Genomic DNA, 18584 nt, shown 5'->3' with positions numbered 1-18584 from the left:
GCACTTGGGGTTGATAGAGGCCGTAGCAGACGGTGCCGGATGACAGACGGTCCACTACATCGGACATGGCCGGGGCGTAGCCCCAGGGCTGGGTGATGACGCAGCCGCCTGGGACTGTCGTGACGCCGATTCGGACGCCTTCGCGGCGACGGCCTGGTTCCATCACTGATCGGGCTCGGTTCAGGCGCGGGGGCCCGTCTCGGCGGCGGCGGGCCTGCACACCTCATTGCGTACGCTGAGCGCGGCGGGAAGGAAGGCGTTCAGGCAGGGAACTCGGTAGTGACCTTCGTGAACGGGTCCAGGCCGCCTGACAGCGATCGGACCATCAACGCTGTTCCCAAAGGCGCTAAACCACAAGGGAGTTGATGGTCCGTCACACCCACTGTCGCTCCGCTATGCTCGGCCGCGTTCGAACAGATGACCGTCGGCGGCCCTTCCGCGCCGCCGGAAGAGAAACATGAGAGAGCGTGTGATGTCCCGAGACGGCGATCACCAGGCGGCGCCCCGTTCGGACCGCGAGCCGGAGCAGCTGATCGCCAGCCGCTACCGTCTCCACGACGTCCTCGGCCGAGGCGGCATGGGGACGGTCTGGCGCGCTCACGACGAACTGCTGGACCGGCCGGTCGCCGCCAAGGAGCTGCACGTCCTCGCCCAGGACCACGAGGAGCAGCGCACCCGTGTGCACCGGGCCGTCCGCGAGGCCCGCGCCGTCGCCCGGGTGCCGCATCCCCATGTGGTCGGCGTCCACGACCTGGTGGAGTCGGAGCGCGGGCTGTGGATCGTGATGGAACTCGTCGAGGGCCCCTCCCTCGCCCAACGGATCGCCGGCACCGGACCGCTCACCCCCCGGCACACCGCCGCCCTCGGGCTGCAACTGCTCGACGCTCTGGAGGCCGTGCACGCGGCCGGCGCCCTGCACCGCGACGTGAAACCGGCCAACGTCCTGCTGCGCCACGACGACAGTGCCGTCCTCACCGACTTCGGCATCGCGGCGCTGGACGACGGCCAGTTCCTGACGAACACCGGTGAACTGGTCGGTTCCCTGGAGTTCATGGCGCCCGAGCGGGTGATGGGGGCGGAGGTGGGCCCGGCCTCCGATCTGTGGTCCCTGGGCGCGACCCTCGCCACGGTCTGCGGCGGGCAGTCCCCGTTCCGCAGAGCGGCGGCACCCGCGACGCTGCACGCCGTGGCGTACGAGGAACCCGCCCTGACGGAGCGGCTCGGCCCGCTGCGGCCGGTCGTCGAGGCGCTGCTGCGCAAGGCCCCCCAGGAGCGCCCGCAGTCGGCCGTCGTACGGTCGGCGCTGTCGAGTGTGGCGTCAGGGGCCACGTATGCCGAGCCACTGCCCACACCGACCGTGCGCGTGTTCGCGCCCTCCCCGACACAGGCCACAGCAGCCACCGCGTCGTTCACGGCCCCGGCCGCCTACGCGGACACCGTGACCGGCGGCCACCACCAGCTCCGTCCCTCCGGGACGGCGGGGACGACCGGTACGGCGATGACGGCACGCCACACCACGTCCCTCGGCGCCCCGCTCGCCCCACCGTCCCCGCGGAGAGGGCCGAGGCGACTGCTGTGGGCGCTGGCCGGCACAGTCGTCCTCGCGGCCGGTGTCGTGGGCGGTCTCTTCCTCACCGGCGTACTGCCGCCCGAGGACGGCCCGAGCACGACGACCGTCAACCAGGTCGTCGAGTCGGCGACCGGCTGGCAGAAGGTGCCGGGAGCCTCGGTCGCCAAGGACGACCAGGTCACGGTGCGGTTCGTCGCCGGGGAATGGACGGCCGACACCCGGAACATGCCCATGACCGGGCCGGCCGGGTACGACGCGGAGACCAACCAGCGGCTGGACGGGGCGGAGGACTGCAAGGTCAAGGCCTCGGCTCCGTTCGGCACCCTGGTGGCGCGTCTGGTGGGCGCCAAGGACTTCCCCATTCACACCGTCGGAACGGAGCTGACGTTCCGGGCCACCGGGGACGGGGACCTGGAGCTGGGGATGAACGACACGGCCGGGTCCTGCTCCGCGGACAACAGGGGCTCGCTGACCGTGCGGGTGAGCGTCACCCACGCGTCCTGACGGCGATGCCGCAAGCCCAACGGAACAGCGTGGCCGGAAAACTACCGACATCAAGCGGCGACTCGAGGGCATCACCCAGCGAGTTCTCACCCAGACACTGCGCCGCTTGGAGCGCAACGGCATGGTCGTGCGCACGGTACTGCCCACATCCCCCGTGGGAGTCGAGTACTCGTTGACCCCGTTGGGGCACTCCCTCCGTGAGCCGTTCAGCCACCTTTACGTGTGGACCGTCGAACACGCCGGCCAGATCCAGGAAAGCCAGGCGGTGTACGACCGCCGAGGCCTGAAGGAATGAAGTCACCTCGAAGGGCACCGAGACAACCCCGAGCGTCCGGCGGGGGAACAAGCAGCTCAAACGGGCTTTCTTCCTCTCCGCGTTCGCCGCCCTGGGCGACCCGGAGTCGCGGGCCCACTACGACAAAAAGATCAGCCAGGGCAAGCACCACACCCAGGCCCTGCTCTGCCTCGCCAGACGCCGGGCCGACGTCCTCTTCGCGATGCTCCGCGACGGCACCTTCTACGAACCCCCGCCTGCAGCAGTGACTTGAGATCTGCATGTCCTCCGACCCAGCACGTGACCAGCGTCGGAGAGGAGGTCTTCTCTGCGCCAAGTTCCGTGGGGCTTACCGCTCACACGGCAAGTTGCGCTGCGCGGTCGTCGAGAGAGGCGACTCGCAGTCGAACTCGAACGTCTCCAGGGCGGCGTCGGCGGGGAAATCCGGGTGGTCGTGCCAGACCTGAGCGAAGGCAACCAAAAGGTTCCATGAGGCAGCTGCATGCAGCTCGGTCTCCGCCGCGCGCTCAGGCGGAGAGGTTCGGTGGTAGCGCACTGCCGCGATCTGCTTGTTGGCGGCCAGACGCAGAGCCATGGCCGTGCGACGGGCTTCACCTTCGAGTGGGGCGGTGTCGGGGATGCGTGAAAACACGAAACGGACCACCTGCGCGATCTGGTCCTCGCTGATCCGCTCCACTCTTCCCCCTCCGGCCAGCACGCCCATTCGCCTGGTGTGGCGCCAACTATCGCACCTGAGATCGCTCCTCGATCTGGAGGGTCTCGGTCACGGACGTGCGACGCACCCAAGGGCGCCATTCAGACACCCAGACGGCTTGACCAAAGAGATAGGGGCGCCCCCCGGCTACGAACGGAATCCCCGCAACTCCGGGCCTTTCTCGCACTGGCCGCCGCCATCTGCTGCTCCAAGCGCCTCGTCCGCCTCACCACGTAGGACACCGCCCTGGCAGCTCGGTTTCTGGCACGGTTCCAAGGTCGGCGAGGTCTCACGCTTTCTGGTCCCGCCGTCCCCTCTCCTCATTCCTGGTCCGTCCGCCCGTACCCGTCTGGCGCGCGAGGCCCTCCCAGGCCGTTCTGGTGGGCAGGCGGTTTCCTGGCCGCCGTATCCCTGCTGTAGGGGGCTTACCCGACGAGCTTCGCCCCTTCCGCACTCTGACCCGCGGCATCCAGGTCAGGCCAGAACCAGAACGCATGATTCCGTGACATCCATCACAGCAGATCCGGATCTACGCGTGCCGGATAGTAGAGGCCACTCTGACGACATATGGGATTTGTCCGTCTTGGGGCACGCATGCGCCGCGCCTGGATTCACGGCTCTCCGCCCGCGAGACACCCCCATCCGTTCTGCGCGCACGTAGGGATTCTGACGGGGCGACAGAATTTCGCCGAGGCTCCGGAAACCGGACCAGCCCACCCACTCCTATGACAAGGGCCGCCGAAGCCTACGAAGCCAGCTAGTACTGAGGCCCTTTGCGCTCCATGTGAAGGCGTCCTAAGAATGACGACCCGCAGGACGCCGCCGCAGCTCAGGAGCGGGTTACGCATGGGTAGACATCGTAAGAACACGCATTACCGGCGGATAGCCATCGCTGTCGTCGCCGTGGGCACCGTGGGCATACCGTCCGCCGCCGTGGCCTGTACCAACTGGCCCGACAGCGGCGCACACCGGTCCAACAGCGCCGAGAACAGCGCAACCAAGATTTCGTTGAACAAGAAGGACTGGTGGAACGACGCGAACTGGGGCCGCCCCTGGAACGCCAACCAGACCGGCGAGCCCTCGTGGACGGCATCGGCGGCGCCGAGCGCCGCGAAGACTCCTCGCGCCCCTGCGAGCACCGGGAAGACCACCGCGCCGAGGTCGAAGGCCACAGTGCCTTGGCACACCGCACGGACCACCGCTCCCAAGCCGAGCACCACCGCGTCGCCCAGCACGCGTCACACCACCACCGCCGCTTCCGCGGCCCCCAAGCCGTCGAGCACCCCAAAGGCCGTCGGCACGGCGTCCGGAGTCGTCGCTCGCGTCCTGGAACTCGTCAATGTCGAGCGCGGCAAGGTCGGCTGTTCGGCCCTGACCCTGAACACCACCCTGTCCAAGGTCGCCCAGGCACACAGTGACGACATGGCGCTGCACCAGAACATGTCGCACTTCGGGTCCGACGGCTCCTCCCCCGGAGACCGGATCACCAGGGCCGGGTACACCTGGAGCGCCTACGGCGAAAACGTGGCCTACGGTTACGCCTCTCCCGAGCAGGTCATGGCGGGCTGGATGGCCAGCCCTGGCCACAAGGCCAACATCCTCAACTGCACGTTCAAGGAGATCGGCGTCGGTCTCGCCCAGCCCAACAGCTACTGGACCCAGGACTTCGGCACCGCCCGTTGAGCTGGTGCCGCCTGCCGTCGCCGTACTTCCCCACCGAGTCGCCTCCGGCAGGCGGGGCGACGGTCACAGGGCGTGAGCGGTGACGGCCTTACGGACCCGCAGTTCACCCGTTTCGTGTTCTGTCACTCCTCGGTGCCGTAGTCGATGCCTGCCGGTGTTTGGCTCCCGCGTCCTGGCTGAGGGTGACCGCGCCCCGGCCCACTCGGCGCGAGCGCGGCCGGTCGTGCCGCGGCCGCTACGCGCTGGGCGGCGAGCACTCGATGTCGGAGACCGTCGCGGCTGCCGCAGGTGCCTGGTCGGGTGCGGGGGCGGCGCCCTCGTCGAGCCCACGGGCGGTGTGGACCCGCAGCAGTCCTTCGATGCCGCGCAGCAGGGTCTCGCCAGCCATGACGGGGTCGCCGAGGTAGCCGGCACTCATCGCGCCGTCGCGGAGCATGACGAAGTGCCGCCCTGCGTGCTCGGCGGACGCGTCCGTGATCTCGGCGAACAGTCCGGTGATCGTCTGCAGGAACCACTCGCGATGTTGCACGACGGCCCGGTGGACCGGGTGGTCGGGAACGGGGAATTCCGCTGCCGCGTTGAGGAAGGCGCATCCGCGGTAGCCGGGCGAGCGGATCTGCTCGACCAGAGACGCACCGATGCCCCGCAGGATGCCGTCGGTCGGCACGTCCGCGGCCATCAGGGAGCCGATCTGGGTGCGGATCGCCTGGTCGACGCTTCCGATGTAGGCGACGGCCAGGTCTTCTTTGCTGCGGAAGTGGCGGTAGAAGGTGGCGTTGGTGACCTTCGCCTCGGTAACCAGGCGGTCGACCCCCACCGTGTGGATGCCCTCGGTGTAGAAGAGCTGCCCGGCGGTTCTCAGGAGCCGCTCTCGGGCCTCGGAGACTCTCCTGCCGGTGCCGGGTTCCGTCTGCGTCATATCGCTCATCGTAGCAGGTAGAACGCTCTCTCTATCGATTAGGTAGAACGTTCTCTCTTGTCTCAGTGGAAGGGGTGTGTCAGGCTGCAGACAAGAGAGATCGTTCTCTCTACTTCGAGATGAGGTTTCCCGTGATCCGTCCTGCCGGCCGTCCCACACTTCGGCGCTCCGCCGCCTCCGCCGAGCACGTCAGCGCCACGCCCGCCCTGCGTCGGCTGTACTTCATCCGCTTCGTCTTCGCCGCCGCGTGGGCGGCGCTTCTGCTGGTATCCGGATCCGATCTCACCGCCGTGACCAAGCTGCTGCTGTTCGTCTATCCCGCCTTCGACGTGGCCGCGGCCGTGGTCGACGCCAGGTCGACGCGCCCCGCCGGGCCGGTCAAGGGCCTGTACGCCAACATGGCCATCAGCGGCCTCGCCGCCGTCGGAGTCGCGGTCGCCAGCACCTCGGGCGTCGCCGACGTGCTGCGCGTCTGGGGAGCGTGGGCGGTCGTCTCCGGCCTGGTCCAGCTCCTCGTAGGGGTCGCGCGCCGGCCGATGGGCGGCCAGTGGGCCATGATTCTCAGCGGCGGCATCTCCGTGCTGGCCGGCGCGTCCTTCGTCCGAAGCGCCACACAGGACGACCCCTCGCTGACCACCCTCGCCGGCTACGCGACGCTCGGAGGGATCTTCTTCCTCGTCTCGGCGATCCGCCTGTCCCGCTCGACCCCCAGGGACTGCACCACGTCGTAACGGTCGATCGAGGACAGAGGGTTGGCGATGGACGGCCTCGCATCTGCGTCCTGTTCGCGGACGTTGCGGGCGACCGTCTCGTCGTAGTCGTCGGAGTAGGGGGCGACGGCGGATCGCGGCGGGCCCACGACCACCGGCTGGGCGCGCTACGTGAACTCGGCGTATCCGAGGACGAGCCGGCTCGCCCGCGCTCCCCGATCGGACTCGATCTCGGCGCCCACACCCCGGAAGAAACAGCCGTGTCCATCACGGCCGAGATCATCGCCCACGCACACCAGGGCACCGGCCTGCCCCTGTCCCGCGGTACCGGGCCCATTCACCGCCCCGCGCCGGGTGCTCTTTCATCGGCCGCGCGAACAGCCGCGGACAACCGACCTGACCGCCTCGACCGGATGGCCCGGAGTCAGCCGACGGTGCCGGCGCTGGACCGGTGGGTGGTGGCCCAGGACGCGAGGAAGCGCAGAGCCTCGTGCGAGGGAGTGCCGGGTTCCGCGGTCAGGACGGTGAGCTGCTGGTCGGGGTCGGTGGGGCAGGCGAGGGTTTCCCAGTCGAGGGTGAGGTCACCGGCCACCGGGTGGTGGAAGGCCTTGGTGCCCATGGCGTGGTGGGCCACGTCGTGAGCGGCCCACCACTCGCGGAACTGAGGATCCTGAGCGGAGAGCTCCTCGACGAGTTCATTGAGCCGGGGGTCATCCGGGTTGTCAGCGGCTTCCATACGCAGAAAAGCGACGGTGGTACGGGCGACTTCTTCCCAGTCCGTATACAGCTTTCTCATCGCGGGGTCGGTGAATACCAGCCGCACAGAATTACGCTGCTTTTCCGGGATCTGGGAGAAGTCCGTCATCAGGGCCGCGGCGAGGGGATTCCAGGCGAGAATGTCCATGCGTCGGCCGAGGACGAGAGCGGGGGTGTCGACGAGATTGTCGAGGAGCCGTCGCATCTGCGGACGGACGTTCTGCGCCGGGCGGCGACGTGGCCGTGCGTTTTCCTTTCCGGCCAGTCCGAGCAGGTAGTCGCGCTGGTCGTCGTCCAGGCGCAGCACCCGGGCCAGGTTCATCAGGACCGGGGCGGAGGCCTCTATACGGCCTTGTTCCAGGCGGGTGTAGTACTCGGTACTGATCGCCGCCAGCAGCGCCACTTCCTCCCGGCGCAGGCCCGGGACCCGGCGCAGGGTCCCGTTGTCGGGCAGCCCCATGGATGGCGGGCTCAGCTCGGCACGGCGGGCCTTGAGGAAATCCCCCAGCTCGTTGAGGTGTGCGTCCCTGCTCATGCGCGCCACGGTACTGCCGGATCCGCTCCGGCACAGCACGGCTGGGGGGTAGAGATCTCTACCTGGAACATTCATTCCCGGTAAGAAACCCTCCCCTTTGCAGAGGTCTCTGGGCATGTGACGCTGAATGCGCGACCGGGCGAAAACGAGGCGGCGGCGTCTCAGAAATAACCGCCCGAGTTTTCCCGTAACGAAACTGAGAAGCGGAGTTCTGTGATGAAGCACATCTCTCTGGGTGGACTCGATGTCTCTCGGATCGGCCTGGGAGCCATGACCATGTCCGGCACCTACACGACGGGCGGGGGACTCGATGACACCGAGTCGATCCGCACCATCCACCGGGCGCTGGACCTCGGAGTCACTCACATCGACACCGCCGAGATCTACGGCCCCTTCCACAGTGAGGAAATCGTGGGCGAGGCCATCAAGGGCCGGCGCGACGACGTCGTCGTGGCGACGAAGTTCGGTCTCGTCTCCCACGCCGGTGGCGGCCCCGGTGTCGTCGACAGCAGCCCCGCGAACGTGAAGGCCGCGGTCGAAGGCTCGCTCAAGCGGCTCGGTACCGACCACATCGACCTCTACTACCAGCACCGCGTCGACCGCAGCACTCCCATCGAGGAGACCATCGGTGCGCTGGGCGAGTTGGTCGCCGAGGGCAAGGTGCTCCACATCGGACTCTCCGAAGCCGGACCCGAGACGATCCGCCGGGCACACGCCGTGCATCCGGTGGCCGCGCTGCAGACCGAATACTCACTGTGGACCCGCGACGTCGAGGACGAGATCCTCCCGCTGCTGCGCGAGCTGGGTATCGGGTTCGTTCCCTACTCGCCGCTCGGGCACGGCCTGCTGACCGGCCAGATCCGTACCGTCGACGATTTCCCCGACGACGACTGGCGCAAGACCAACCCGCGTTTCACCGGTGAGAACTTCCAGCGCAACCTGCGCATCGTCGACGAAGTGCAGGCCATCGGCGCCGAGATCGGCGCCACCCCGGCCCAGACCGCGCTGGCATGGCTGCTGACCCGCGGCGACGACATCGCCCCCATCCCCGGCACAAGGCGCGTTGCACGCGTCGAAGAGAACACCGCCGCCGACGGCATCGAACTCAGCGCCGCTCAGCTCGACCGCCTCAACAACCTCACGCCGGCCGCGGGCGAGCGCCACGACGAGGCGAACATGGCCAGCATCGACCGCTGACCGCCGACGCTGTCCCCCGCGCACTCCGGAAAGCCGAGGCCATGCAATACACACGTCTGGGGTCCTCGGGCCTCAGCGTCAGCCGTATCGCCCTGGGCACCATGGGTTTCGGCGACGGATCCCGGGAGATGTGGGCCCTCGGCCACGACGCTGCCGCACCGTTCTTCCGGAAAGCACTCGACCTCGGGATCACCTTCTGGGACACCGCCGACATCTACAGTTTCGGCGCCTCGGAAGATCGTCGGCCGGGCCGTCAAACAGTTCACGCGGCGCGACGACATCGTGCTGGCGACCAAGGTCCATCAGCACATGCATGACGGTCCCGGAGGTTCGGGGCTGTCACGCAAAGCGATCATGGAGCAGGTCGACGCGTCGCTCACCCGGCTCGGCACCGACTACATCGACCTGTACCAAATCCACGCTTCGACCCGGGGACCCCGGTCGAGCGTGCCGGCACGTCGGTCGCGTTCGCCGCCGAAAGCGCCTACGCCCGGATGCTCCACGACGCGCTCGCCGACGACAACGTCCACGTCGGGCAGCTCATCATTCCCGGCGCGATCGTGCCCGGCGACCGAACACGGATCCCGCCATCCTGGCCCGCACGCTGTGGGGCATGCACGGCGACCGGAAGGGATTCCGGCACTACGCATACGACTTGGGCTCCTGACCGCCTGATGGGTACGGGCCGTCGAAGTGCTCGACGGTCCGTCCGGCTTGGAACACGCAGGCCGAACCCGCGCTCGCTACCCGATCGCGCCGGTCGGCCACCCCCAGGGCTGCTTCCAGGACAGCAGGACTGCGTGCTGCCGCCCTCACCGACGCCGTGCCGACCTCGGCGGCATCGTCTGCGTGGGTCGGTGTTCTCTGCTCTGCAACGCCGCGGCTTGACGGCTGAGGCAGCGGCCGAGGGGGTAGGGGTGATGCGCCCGTCAGGCCGTATCCCGGTCGCCTCGGCCATCACCAGCCCGGCCCCGCCGACGGCCCGGCTGGACAGGTGGGTCAGGAGGAAGTCGGTCGGCACCCCGGTCTCCGGCCCGTCCGAAGCGGCCGAGTACATGCACATCGGCGACGTCCAGACGCGGTTGGGGATCTCAAGCGACCTCAGGGTCAGGGCAGTGAACAGGGCACTCACGAGTGGTTCCTCATCGGTTGGGGGGTGTACTGGCACAGCGGCGAACAACGGCCTGGACCTACGGTCGGCCGTTGGGCGCACGAACCGCACGAGACGTCAGTGGCACGACGGCGCGCCAGGACACGGCCTTGCCGCAGGACAGCCCAGGTGGGTGCGCCTCGCCGACGGTGATGACGGCTGCGCCGCGTTGCGTCGGCCGTCGCAGGTCGCCCCGTACTGGCGCGGTCAGGTGGCGGCGTCGGGTGCGGGCTGCTGGTGGCCCGTGGCCCAGGAGGCGAGGATGCGCAGCGCGTCGTGGGAAGGGGTACCGGGTTCGGCGGTCAGCACGACGAGTTGCTGCTCGGCGTCGATGCCGGCGGTGAGGGTGTCCCAGTCGAGAGTCAGCTCGCCGGCCACGGGGTGGCGGAAGGTCTTGGTGCCCATCGTGCGGGCGGCGACGTGGTGGTCGCCCCACCAGCTGCGGAAGTGCGGATCCTGCACGGACAGCTCTCCCACGAGGGCGGCCAGCCGGGGATCGTCGGGATACTTGGCAGCCTGCATCCGCAGCTGCGCCACTGTGGTGTGAGCGACCTCCTCCCAGTCCGCGTACAGCGTCCTCATCGCGGGATCGGTGAAAAGAATCCGCGTGTGGTTTCTTTTCTTCTCCGGAATTTCCGCGTAATCGCTCATCAGGGCGGCGGCCAGGGAATTCCAGGCGAGGATGTCCGTACGGCGGCCCAGAACAATAGCAGGGGTGTCGATCAGGTTGTCCAGGAGGCGCTGCAGCGTCGGCTGCACTTTCTGCACGGCACGGCGGCGAGGCCGGGCCTGGTCCTTGCCGGCGAGTTCGAAGAGGTAGTCCCGTTGGTCGTCGTCCAGACGTAGTACCTGCGCCAACGCGGACAGCACCGGCCCCGATGCCTGGATGCGGCCCTGCTCAAGGCGCGTGTAGTACTCGGTGCTGATGGCGGCGAGCTGAGCGACTTCCTCACGGCGCAGTCCCTTCACCCGCCTCAGGCCGCCCGTCTCGGGCAGGCCCACGGCGCGGGGGCTCAGTTCGGCCCGGCGGGTCTTGAGGAACTCGCCCAGCTCGTTGAGATGCGCGTTGCGAGTCATACCGGCCAGCGTGGCACCGAAAGGACCGACATTGGGGGGTAGGAATTTATACCTGGAACCTTTTATACGGGTAAGGAATTCTCCCCTTACGGATGCGTGTGAACGTGCGAAAGTCGGTGAGGTAGCCGGCAGAAACCGGCCAGGGCATCGGCAGCCCCCTCTGCGCAACCTGATCGGTCCCGATGCCCGGGAGGCCTGGCCTCGCCGGCGACGCCGCGCATCTCATCACCGCACGACTCCGGGTGCCGGATTCGGCATCTGAAAGGAATCCCTCATGAGCAAGGTCATTCTCGTCACCGGCGCCGGACGCGGCCTGGGCACCGACATCGCCCGCGAGGCCCTCAAGGCGGGCCACCAGGTCGTCGCCACCGGACGGCGCCCCGAAGAGGTCGAGAAGACCCTCGGCGGACCGCAGGACAACCTGCTGGTCACCAAGCTCGACGTCACCAGCCTCGACGACGCGCAGGCCACCGTCCAGGCAGCCGTCGACCGCTTCGGCCGCATCGACGTCCTCATCAACAACGCCGGAAACTTCTACGCCGGCTACTTCGAAGAGATCACGCCCGACCAGATGCGCCAGCAGATCGAGACCAACCTCTTCGGCCCGATGAACGTCACCCGCGCCGTCCTGCCCGTCCTGCGCAAGCAGCGCGCCGGCCACGTCATCACCCTCTCCTCCTCCGCCGGAATCATCGGCCAGGAGTTCTGCGTCGCCTACGCCGCATCGAAGTTCGGTGTCGAGGGCTGGATGGAGTCGCTGCGCTACGACGTCGAGCCGTACAACATCCACACCACGGTCGTGGAACCCGGCTTCTTCCGCACCGAACTCCTCGTCGACGGCTCCACCATCTGGCCCGAGCCGACCATCGACGACTACGCCGAGCGCACCACCGCCACCGTCGCCGCCTGGAAGAGCATGAACGGCCGGCAGACCGGCGACCCCGCCAAGCTCGCCCGCGCCCTGCTCGCCATCGCCGACCAGGACAAGCCCCTGCAGCGCTTCGTCGCCGGCGCCGACGCCATCGAAGGCGTCAAGGCCAAGGCCGACGAACTCCGCGCCCAGGCCGAAGCCTCCCGCGAACTCGGCGGCGACCTCGCCCACGACGACACCACCGCCTGACAGCCCCGGAAGGCCGGCTGTCACGTTGCCGCCTGAACAGCGGCAGCGGCACTCTTCGAAGAAGGCACGATGGAGATCCTCAACCAGCCGCCATCCGCCAAAGGCCCGGCGGACATGTTCGACGGTGATGTCTGGTTCGACGTCATCTACCAGGGTCAGAAGCCCTCGCGAGTACGGGCGAACATGGTCAGATTTGCGCCCGGTGCCCGTACCGCCTGGCACAGCCACGGCCTGGGCCAGACCCTGTACATCGTCGAGGGCATCGCCCTGATCCAGTCCCGTGGCGGCGAGATCCTCGAAGCCCGCCCCGGAGACGTCATCTACACGCCACCGGGCGAGGCGCACTGGCACGGCGCCGCCTCCGGCCACTTCATGTCACACGACGACACCCACACCGCACTCGCCCGTATCAGCATGAAGCACGAACTGCGTCAGATGCGCGCGCAAGGCAGCCGTGTCATCGTCAACTGCTCTTCGATGGGAGGGCTCTTGGGCATGCCACAACGTGCTGCTCACCACGCCTCCAAGCACGGTGTGATCGACACTCCCATGGCCGCGGACATGGTCGAGAACCAGGCCGATGCCATGGCAGAGATCATGAAAGACCAGTCGATCGGACGGCTGGGGCGCGCGGACGAAATCGCGGCAGCCGTTCTCTGGCTGTGCAGCCCAGGCGCCGGCCTCGTGGTCGGCGTCGCTCTTCCGGTCGACGGTGACTTCACCGCTCACTGACCAACTGCGAGGCGCGCAGCGGGCACCTGACGATCAGTCCGCCGGTCGGCATCTGCGGCTATTCGCCGACATACTGCCGGATCTGCGAATCCACCGCATCGCCCATCGAGTCGACAGGGGCAAGCGACACGGTGGTCCCGACCACGGCACGTTCAGAAGGCCGTACGACAGCCCCCCGGCGTGCCCCCGACACCCCTGCCGACCCTCGCGCCGGGTCCGCACCGCTGCGACGCCACCCGTGACCCGCCACATCTCATGACCACTGCCTCCGACTGTGCACGCTTGATCTCGTGCACCATCAGCCATCGGCGGCTGCCGCCTGCATCTCGGTAGCACCGGCCATCACCGCGAAGGCAGTGTTCCGACTCCGCGTCATTGGGGGACGGTGAGCAGGACGCGGCCACGGCCTCCCGCGTCGACGCGGTCGTGGGCCTTGGCGATGTCCTCCAGCGGGTAGCGGTCGCCGACCTCGACGCTGAGAGCGCCGACAGCGGCTGCGGAGGTCAGGTCGCGGGTGGCCTGGCTTCTGGCCTCGGCCGGGAAGTCGTCGCTGCCGAGCAGCCGCACGGTGACGTTGTTGAACAGCAAGGGCCAGAACGGGATCTCGGTGCGGTCGGCGCGGGTGGCGTAGGCCGCGATCACGGCGTTGTTCGCGGCGACGGCGTTGTCGAGGTCGGCGTTGTCCGACAGGGCCACCTCGATGATCCGGTCGACGCCGTGGGATGCGTACGCGCGGATCGCCGCCGCCGGGTCCTCCTGGTCCAGGGCGACGGCGTGGGCCACGACGGCCGGGTCCACAAGGTCAAGGTCCGCACCACGGCGGACGGTGGCAAGCACGGTGGCGCCTGCCCAGCGGGCGAGCTGGGCTGCCAGTGAACCCACTCCTCCGAGCACGCCGTGCACGAGCACGAGCTTTCCCTCGACCGGTCCGTCGGCGAAGACGGTGCGGTGGGCGGTGATCCCGGGGATGCCCAGGCTCGCGCCGAGTTCGTCACCCAGGTGGTCGGGCAGGGGCACAGTCTGGCTGTCGGGTACGACGGTGTACTGGGCGGCGGTGCCGAAGGGACGGTAGGACTGGGTGCCGTACACCCAGACCCGCTGCCCGAGTCGGCGGGCGTCGACCCCGTTGCCGACCGCGTCGATGACGCCGGCGGCGTCGCTGTGCGGGATCACCCGCGGGTAGGGCATGGACGAGCCGAGCCAGCCGCGCCGCTTCTTGGTGTCGCCGGGGTTGACGCCCGAGAGGGTGACACGGACGCGGACCTCGCCGGGGCCGGGCTGGGGATCGGGCAGTTCACCGACGCGCAGGACGTCGGCGGCGGGGCCCTGTTCGTCGTACCAGGACGCAAGCATGGGCAGTACCTCCGGGGCCGGTCAGCTCGCGGGTTCTTCGAGCCTGGGGGGATCGTTGTCGGTGCGCGCCGTGAAGGGCGCGGGCGGCTCCTCGCCGAGGACCTCACGCAGCCAGGTGCGTTCGGCCTTGCTGATGGCACGGGCGGTGAGCAGCATGCCTCGCCGGTACGGATCGGCGACCCCCTCCGCGCGCAGCGGCCGCTCGCCGTCGTAGAAGAAGCTCGCCGGCTCCTCCAGGAACTCCAGCCGCCTGCGAAGCACCGCGTGCTGCTCGGCCACGTCGGGCAGCTGGGAGAGGAAGGCCAGGACGGTGAAGAACCGGGTGAAGTCGGTGATCTCGTGGTCGGCCGGCTTGCGCAGGCGTCCGAGCAGCTCGCTGCGCCCGGCCTCGGTCAGGCTCAGCACATACCTCGCGGCACCTGCGGCCGGGTCGGCGCGCCGCTCCAGCAGACCCGCCTTCGCGAGGCGGTTGATCGCCGGGTAGAGGCTGCCGTCGCTGACCGGCCGCGTGTAACCGGTCAGCTGCGAGACGCGGCGGCGCAGCTCGTGTCCTGGCAGGTGCCCCTCGGCCAGGAAGCCCAGAATCGCTAGTTCCAGCATGGCTCCATCATCGCACGACTGCATCGAATCGATGTACACATCGATTCGATGTTATGGTTTGAGTCCTGATCGTCACTGCAGGCTGGGGTCCCCTCGCCAGCGCCATTGCCGCCGCCATTGCCTCGCCGCCCCTCCGCCCCTGTCGCGCCTTCCGCGAAGGGCACGCCTCCGCACCGGCCGCCCGTCGGAGGAACCACCCCTGGCCTGCCCTCACAGGCGAGTCGGCATCGCCCCACCGCGCCCCCTTGAAGGATGAGAGACATGACCGACACACACCGGCAGACCTTCGTCACCTCTGCCGACGGCACGAAGATCGCCGTCGCCGTCACCGGCCGGGGACGCCCCCTCGTGGTCTCCCCGGGAGCCCTGAACGCGGCCCAGGACTGGCAGCCGCTGGCCGATGTCCTCGCACCGCACCTGACGACCTACGCGGTCGACCGCCGCGGCCACGGCTCCAGCGGTGACAGCCTCGACCACGGCATCGAGCGCGAACAGGAGGACATCGCCGCCGTCCTCGACCTGGCCGGCCCGGACGCGATCCTGCTGGGCCACTCCTACGGCGGGCTCGTGACCCTGGGCCTCGCCCTGCGCCGGCTCCCCGCGGCCTTCGTCCTCTACGAGCCGCCGGTACCGCTGCACGGTCCCATCGGAGGGGATGCCATCGCACCCTTCGAAGAGGCCGTGGCCAAGGGCGACCTGGACCGTGCGCTCACGCTGGGCACGCGCAACTTCCTGCAGATGCCGGAGGAGGCGATCGACGAGTTCCGCCGCAGCCCCGTGTGGTCCTGGCGCGCGTCGATGACGCCGACCTGGGCGCGGGAGGTCCGGGCCATCGACGCCTTCGGCGACGACCTCGACCGATTCACCGGCCTCACGACCCCGACGCTCCTCGTCACGGGCGAGCTCAGCCCGCCCGTCCTGCTCGACATCTCCCGGCGCCTTGATGATGCACTGCCGAACAGCCGCCTCGTCCAGATTCCCGGTCATGCGCACGAGGCCTACCTGACCGCACCCGAAGCACTGGCTGAAGAGATCCTCGCCTTCGCCCTGAAGGCCGCTGCATAGCCGACGAAGACGTTGATCGCTTCCTTCCCCGGGTCCGGCCGGTGGGGTTGGGCTGTCGGTCGCGGATCACGCAGTAGAGCACCCTGAGTGCTGCTTCACCGTTCGGGACGTGCGCACGCCTGCGACCGGCCTTACCGGAAGCGGGAGTCGAGACTGCCGACCCTGGTCGGCGCGTAGACGATCTTCATGATCTCGAACGGGAAACGCCTGAGGCGCTCCCCCTCTGCGGCACGCCGGCGACTCGTTCCGGGGCGATGAGCCGGGCTGCGACCCCACGGCCCGCGCATCGACCCGTTGTCACGTTGCAGCTCGTCGATCAGTCGGACGTCTCGGCGGCCTGTTCGGAGTCGTCAGCCGACGCGGAGAACTCGACTACGTCGGTGGCGCGGCCTTCGCATGATCCTGAACTCAGCCAAGAGGGGGAACTTGACGCGTAGGCCGTAGTGGTGAGTGTGGTTGAGCAGGGTGTGCAGTGCGTGCAGTGCGAGCCATTCGCGGAACTGTCCCCCTTCCGAGGGGTCTTCTACGACTGCCTGACCGGACGGCGCGACGCGTTGTTCGAGTTGACCGACGCACTGCTGTACACCGACGGGCCGGTAAGAACGCTGGTCGATCCGGCGCTCGCGCCCGAGCACCGGCCGGGACACGGAGCCCTGTACGGCACCCTGAACCGGGGCCGCCCGGACATCGACCGGCTGCGGACCGCGCTGGCCGGCCTGCCGCTGCTGCGCGCCGCCGACGGCCGCCTGGTGCTCGCGGTGGACGTCTCTCGGTGGCTGAGGCCGGACACGGCGACTTGCCCGGACCGGTCGTTCTGCCACACCTACGGCCGCGGCGACGCCAAGCACCAGATGATCCCCGGCTGGCCGTACTCGTTCGTCGTCGCGCTGGACGACGACATCGCAGCTCACACGGTCATAGGAGCGCGAGTTGCCGGGACGGTCCGCCGGTGGGTTGTGAGGCGAGCTGTTCCGAGTTGTCACTGATCGGCTCCATCCACGGAGTCCGGCAGCAGGTAGAACAAGTCAGGCCCAAGCGAGCCGAGGGCGAGGTAGTTGCGCCAGGTGTGGCAGATCTCGCCGATTTCCTGACATCGGCCGGATCCACGCCGACCCCTGGGCACACCGAGCCGGACCGCAGCCGTTCGGCGGTGTTCTGAGCGGCCTTCAGGTGAACGTACCAACAGGCATGGGAGTTCAGCCCAGATATCCCGGAAGACGGTCGCCAACCTTGAGATCCTCGATGCGGATCGGGCAACTGGCGGTGTCGGCGGAGATGTCGGTGGCCTCGCAGTAGGCACGCAACTCCAACGCTTCGCTCTGCCCGAGGCCCGTCACGCCGAGCCAGTGCGTCAGGCCGTTGCCCGGGCCGGAGACCACCCGGACGTCGTGGTGCCTGATGCGAAGCCGGTCAGTGGGCTGCCCCCACGGCGCCTCGACCCACGAGCCGTCCTTCGGCACGTCCCAGAACCCGCTGGGGTTGACGTCCGGATGCCCGACCATCTCCGCTCCGACGGGAGTGTTCGGGATCAGGAACTCGATGTAGATCATGGCTGTACCGAAGTACACGCTTGTGTAGGTTTCGGGTGCCAGGATGTCGATGTACATCTGCACGGGGACTTCTGGATTGTCGAGAGTCTTGAGCCCCGTCGAGCCGACGAAAAGAATCTTGGACTTGCAGTCGGGGTTCTCTTTGACATACGTGGCCATGAGATGGCTCCCTTCAAGCGCAAGACCACGCCTGCTGGCCCTGGGCATATCTGGGGCGGAAACCAGGGCAGTTCAGAGGCCCGAGGTCCCATGAAGACAAGCGACCCGGCTTCGGCACCTTCACAAAGCCGGCTCAATAGAACATGACTTCATTCAAACACCGGTCCTGTGGCCCCGCCACCGTAACTGGTCTCGGCGCCGGACGGGCGACAACTGCCCTGCGCCCCTGCGGAATCCTCATTGACACCAGGTCATGTCCCACGCGTTCTGCCACGCCGGCCTCCCCGCGCCTGACAGGTCATCGAGATCCAACGACCAAGATCAGGGGAAGCAATAGGTTGATTCTCTGCGAACCCAGCCGGGCGGAACTGGCTCGTCAGACGGCTGTCGGACCGCAAGACGGAGCACGGAAGCCGGTCCGGCGGCGGGTGGTCATCGGTCGTGACGCCCGCTCCGACGCTGCCCAAGCGGTCGGCACCCGTGCCTCCGCGCTGCGGGTGCCCGCCGGACACAGGCGATTGAGCGCAGTTCGGTAGGAGCGGGGAAGGTGCGCCTCATGGCGTTGTCCGCATGCCTAGGCGCGCGATCACCGAGCAGGGCCATCGGTCGCTGTGCCGTCCCGCCGGGGCCGGCCGCCGTCGAGATGGCTCCCCGTCTCGTCCGCGACCCGCAACAGTTGGCGTCCCTCCTCCGTCATCCCGTTCAGCGCGAGCCACTCCAGTTGGGCCCTCACGGCACGACGTACCCCGTGGTCGGTGTCTTCCGCGGCGCCGGAGGCGAGCAGGTGACCGGTCAGTGCGGGGCCGGGTGGCTGCCAGGACAACAACAGCCGGGCTGTGCGCCGGGTGTCGGCGCGCTCATCGTCGGTCATCCGTAGGGACAGGACTGTGGACACGAGCCGGTGCACCTGGAGGG

16 protein-coding genes and 6 pseudogenes are annotated in these 18584 nt (G+C 68.5%); 13 read left to right on the top strand and 9 right to left on the bottom strand.

Features of this window, described 5'->3' with window-relative positions; translation table 11 throughout:
• Positions 1 to 457 precede the first annotated feature (457 nt).
• The 3 genes and pseudogenes from ACZ5K7_RS20120 to ACZ5K7_RS20110 form a co-directional block, all read left to right on the top strand.
• The gene (locus ACZ5K7_RS20120) at positions 458 to 2074 is read left to right on the top strand and encodes a serine/threonine-protein kinase (RefSeq protein ID WP_468914988.1); all 1617 of its coding nucleotides are present in this window, start codon (positions 458 to 460) and stop codon (positions 2072 to 2074) included.
• 49 nt (positions 2075 to 2123) lie between these two features.
• Positions 2124 to 2369 carry a winged helix-turn-helix transcriptional regulator gene (locus ACZ5K7_RS20115; RefSeq protein ID WP_468915365.1) on the top strand — a complete coding sequence of 82 codons (246 nt, stop codon included), beginning with the start codon at positions 2124 to 2126 and terminating at the stop codon, positions 2367 to 2369.
• Positions 2370 to 2406: 37 nt separating this feature from the next.
• A pseudogene (locus ACZ5K7_RS20110) lies at positions 2407 to 2622 on the top strand (IS110 family transposase); the annotation flags it as partial.
• Between the two features lie 75 nt (positions 2623 to 2697).
• Here the strand turns inward: ACZ5K7_RS20110 and ACZ5K7_RS20105 are convergent.
• Complete coding sequence (locus ACZ5K7_RS20105) at positions 2698 to 3072, bottom strand: hypothetical protein (protein WP_351703018.1); 375 nt, start codon at positions 3070 to 3072, stop codon at positions 2698 to 2700.
• Between the two features lie 837 nt (positions 3073 to 3909).
• Between ACZ5K7_RS20105 and ACZ5K7_RS20100 the strand changes: the two genes are divergently transcribed.
• Positions 3910 to 4746, top strand: coding sequence for a CAP domain-containing protein (locus tag ACZ5K7_RS20100; protein ID WP_468914986.1), 837 nt, complete (start codon positions 3910 to 3912; stop codon positions 4744 to 4746).
• Between the two features lie 235 nt (positions 4747 to 4981).
• Here ACZ5K7_RS20100 and ACZ5K7_RS20095 read toward each other — a convergent pair whose 3' ends face one another.
• The gene (locus ACZ5K7_RS20095; protein ID WP_468914984.1) at positions 4982 to 5674 is read right to left on the bottom strand and encodes a TetR/AcrR family transcriptional regulator; all 693 of its coding nucleotides are present in this window, start codon (positions 5672 to 5674) and stop codon (positions 4982 to 4984) included.
• 122 nt (positions 5675 to 5796) lie between these two features.
• Here ACZ5K7_RS20095 and ACZ5K7_RS20090 point away from each other — a divergent pair, with 122 nt between their 5' ends.
• Positions 5797 to 6396, top strand: coding sequence for a hypothetical protein (locus tag ACZ5K7_RS20090; RefSeq protein ID WP_468914983.1), 600 nt, complete (start codon positions 5797 to 5799; stop codon positions 6394 to 6396).
• Positions 6381 to 6644 (top strand): annotated as a pseudogene (locus tag ACZ5K7_RS20085) (XdhC family protein); the annotation flags it as partial. The gene ACZ5K7_RS20090 and the pseudogene ACZ5K7_RS20085, both read left to right, overlap by 16 nt.
• A 155-nt stretch (positions 6645 to 6799) precedes the next feature.
• Here ACZ5K7_RS20085 and ACZ5K7_RS20080 read toward each other — a convergent pair.
• Positions 6800 to 7666: a helix-turn-helix domain-containing protein gene (locus ACZ5K7_RS20080; protein ID WP_468914981.1), complete on the bottom strand. Its 867-nt coding sequence runs from the start codon at positions 7664 to 7666 to the stop codon at positions 6800 to 6802.
• A gap of 216 nt (positions 7667 to 7882) precedes the next feature.
• On the opposite strand from ACZ5K7_RS20080, the gene ACZ5K7_RS20075 reads away from it, so the two are divergent.
• The 3 genes and pseudogenes from ACZ5K7_RS20075 to ACZ5K7_RS20065 form a co-directional block, all read left to right on the top strand.
• Positions 7883 to 8863 carry an aldo/keto reductase gene (locus ACZ5K7_RS20075; RefSeq protein ID WP_468914979.1) on the top strand — a complete coding sequence of 327 codons (981 nt, stop codon included), beginning with the start codon at positions 7883 to 7885 and terminating at the stop codon, positions 8861 to 8863.
• Between the two features lie 41 nt (positions 8864 to 8904).
• Positions 8905 to 9226, top strand: a pseudogene (locus tag ACZ5K7_RS20070) (aldo/keto reductase); the annotation flags it as partial.
• A gap of 80 nt (positions 9227 to 9306) precedes the next feature.
• Positions 9307 to 9530, top strand: a pseudogene (locus tag ACZ5K7_RS20065) (SDR family NAD(P)-dependent oxidoreductase); the annotation flags it as partial.
• A 246-nt stretch (positions 9531 to 9776) separates the two neighbouring features.
• Here ACZ5K7_RS20065 and ACZ5K7_RS20060 read toward each other — a convergent pair.
• Both ACZ5K7_RS20060 and ACZ5K7_RS20055 read right to left on the bottom strand, forming a co-directional pair.
• Positions 9777 to 9995: pseudogene (locus ACZ5K7_RS20060) on the bottom strand (oxidoreductase); the annotation flags it as partial.
• Positions 9996 to 10220: 225 nt separating this feature from the next.
• Positions 10221 to 11090 carry a helix-turn-helix domain-containing protein gene (locus tag ACZ5K7_RS20055; protein WP_468914977.1) on the bottom strand — a complete coding sequence of 290 codons (870 nt, stop codon included), beginning with the start codon at positions 11088 to 11090 and terminating at the stop codon, positions 10221 to 10223.
• A gap of 274 nt (positions 11091 to 11364) precedes the next feature.
• Here ACZ5K7_RS20055 and ACZ5K7_RS20050 point away from each other — a divergent pair, with 274 nt between their 5' ends.
• Both ACZ5K7_RS20050 and ACZ5K7_RS20045 read left to right on the top strand, forming a co-directional pair.
• Positions 11365 to 12210, top strand: a complete 846-nt coding sequence (locus ACZ5K7_RS20050) for an SDR family oxidoreductase (RefSeq protein ID WP_468914975.1) — start codon at positions 11365 to 11367, stop codon at positions 12208 to 12210.
• A 69-nt stretch (positions 12211 to 12279) separates the two neighbouring features.
• A complete protein-coding gene (locus ACZ5K7_RS20045) occupies positions 12280 to 12942 on the top strand; it encodes an SDR family oxidoreductase (protein ID WP_468914974.1) in 663 nt (220 codons plus the stop codon).
• Between the two features lie 372 nt (positions 12943 to 13314).
• Here ACZ5K7_RS20045 and ACZ5K7_RS20040 read toward each other — a convergent pair whose 3' ends face one another.
• Together ACZ5K7_RS20040 and ACZ5K7_RS20035 are read right to left on the bottom strand one after the other, a co-directional pair.
• Entirely contained in the window at positions 13315 to 14295 is a 981-nt protein-coding gene (locus ACZ5K7_RS20040; RefSeq protein WP_468914973.1) for an NADPH:quinone reductase, read from the bottom strand.
• Between the two features lie 21 nt (positions 14296 to 14316).
• Positions 14317 to 14895 carry a PadR family transcriptional regulator gene (locus ACZ5K7_RS20035; RefSeq protein ID WP_351703048.1) on the bottom strand — a complete coding sequence of 193 codons (579 nt, stop codon included), beginning with the start codon at positions 14893 to 14895 and terminating at the stop codon, positions 14317 to 14319.
• Between the two features lie 261 nt (positions 14896 to 15156).
• On the opposite strand from ACZ5K7_RS20035, the gene ACZ5K7_RS20030 reads away from it, so the two are divergent.
• Together ACZ5K7_RS20030 and ACZ5K7_RS20025 are read left to right on the top strand one after the other, a co-directional pair.
• Positions 15157 to 15960, top strand: coding sequence for an alpha/beta fold hydrolase (locus ACZ5K7_RS20030; RefSeq protein ID WP_468914971.1), 804 nt, complete (start codon positions 15157 to 15159; stop codon positions 15958 to 15960).
• A gap of 443 nt (positions 15961 to 16403) precedes the next feature.
• A pseudogene (locus ACZ5K7_RS20025) lies at positions 16404 to 16853 on the top strand (transposase); the annotation flags it as partial.
• A 303-nt stretch (positions 16854 to 17156) separates the two neighbouring features.
• Here ACZ5K7_RS20025 and ACZ5K7_RS20020 read toward each other — a convergent pair.
• Together ACZ5K7_RS20020 and ACZ5K7_RS20015 are read right to left on the bottom strand one after the other, a co-directional pair.
• Positions 17157 to 17669 carry a hypothetical protein gene (locus ACZ5K7_RS20020; protein ID WP_351703054.1) on the bottom strand — a complete coding sequence of 171 codons (513 nt, stop codon included), beginning with the start codon at positions 17667 to 17669 and terminating at the stop codon, positions 17157 to 17159.
• 586 nt (positions 17670 to 18255) lie between these two features.
• Entirely contained in the window at positions 18256 to 18540 is a 285-nt protein-coding gene (locus ACZ5K7_RS20015; protein WP_468914969.1) for a hypothetical protein, read from the bottom strand.
• Positions 18541 to 18584 lie beyond the last annotated feature (44 nt).

The organism is Streptomyces sp. NPDC031497 (assembly GCF_055580905.1).
The sequence above is the reverse complement of the archived record's forward strand: the minus strand, read 5'-3'. Positions and strand labels throughout refer to the sequence as shown.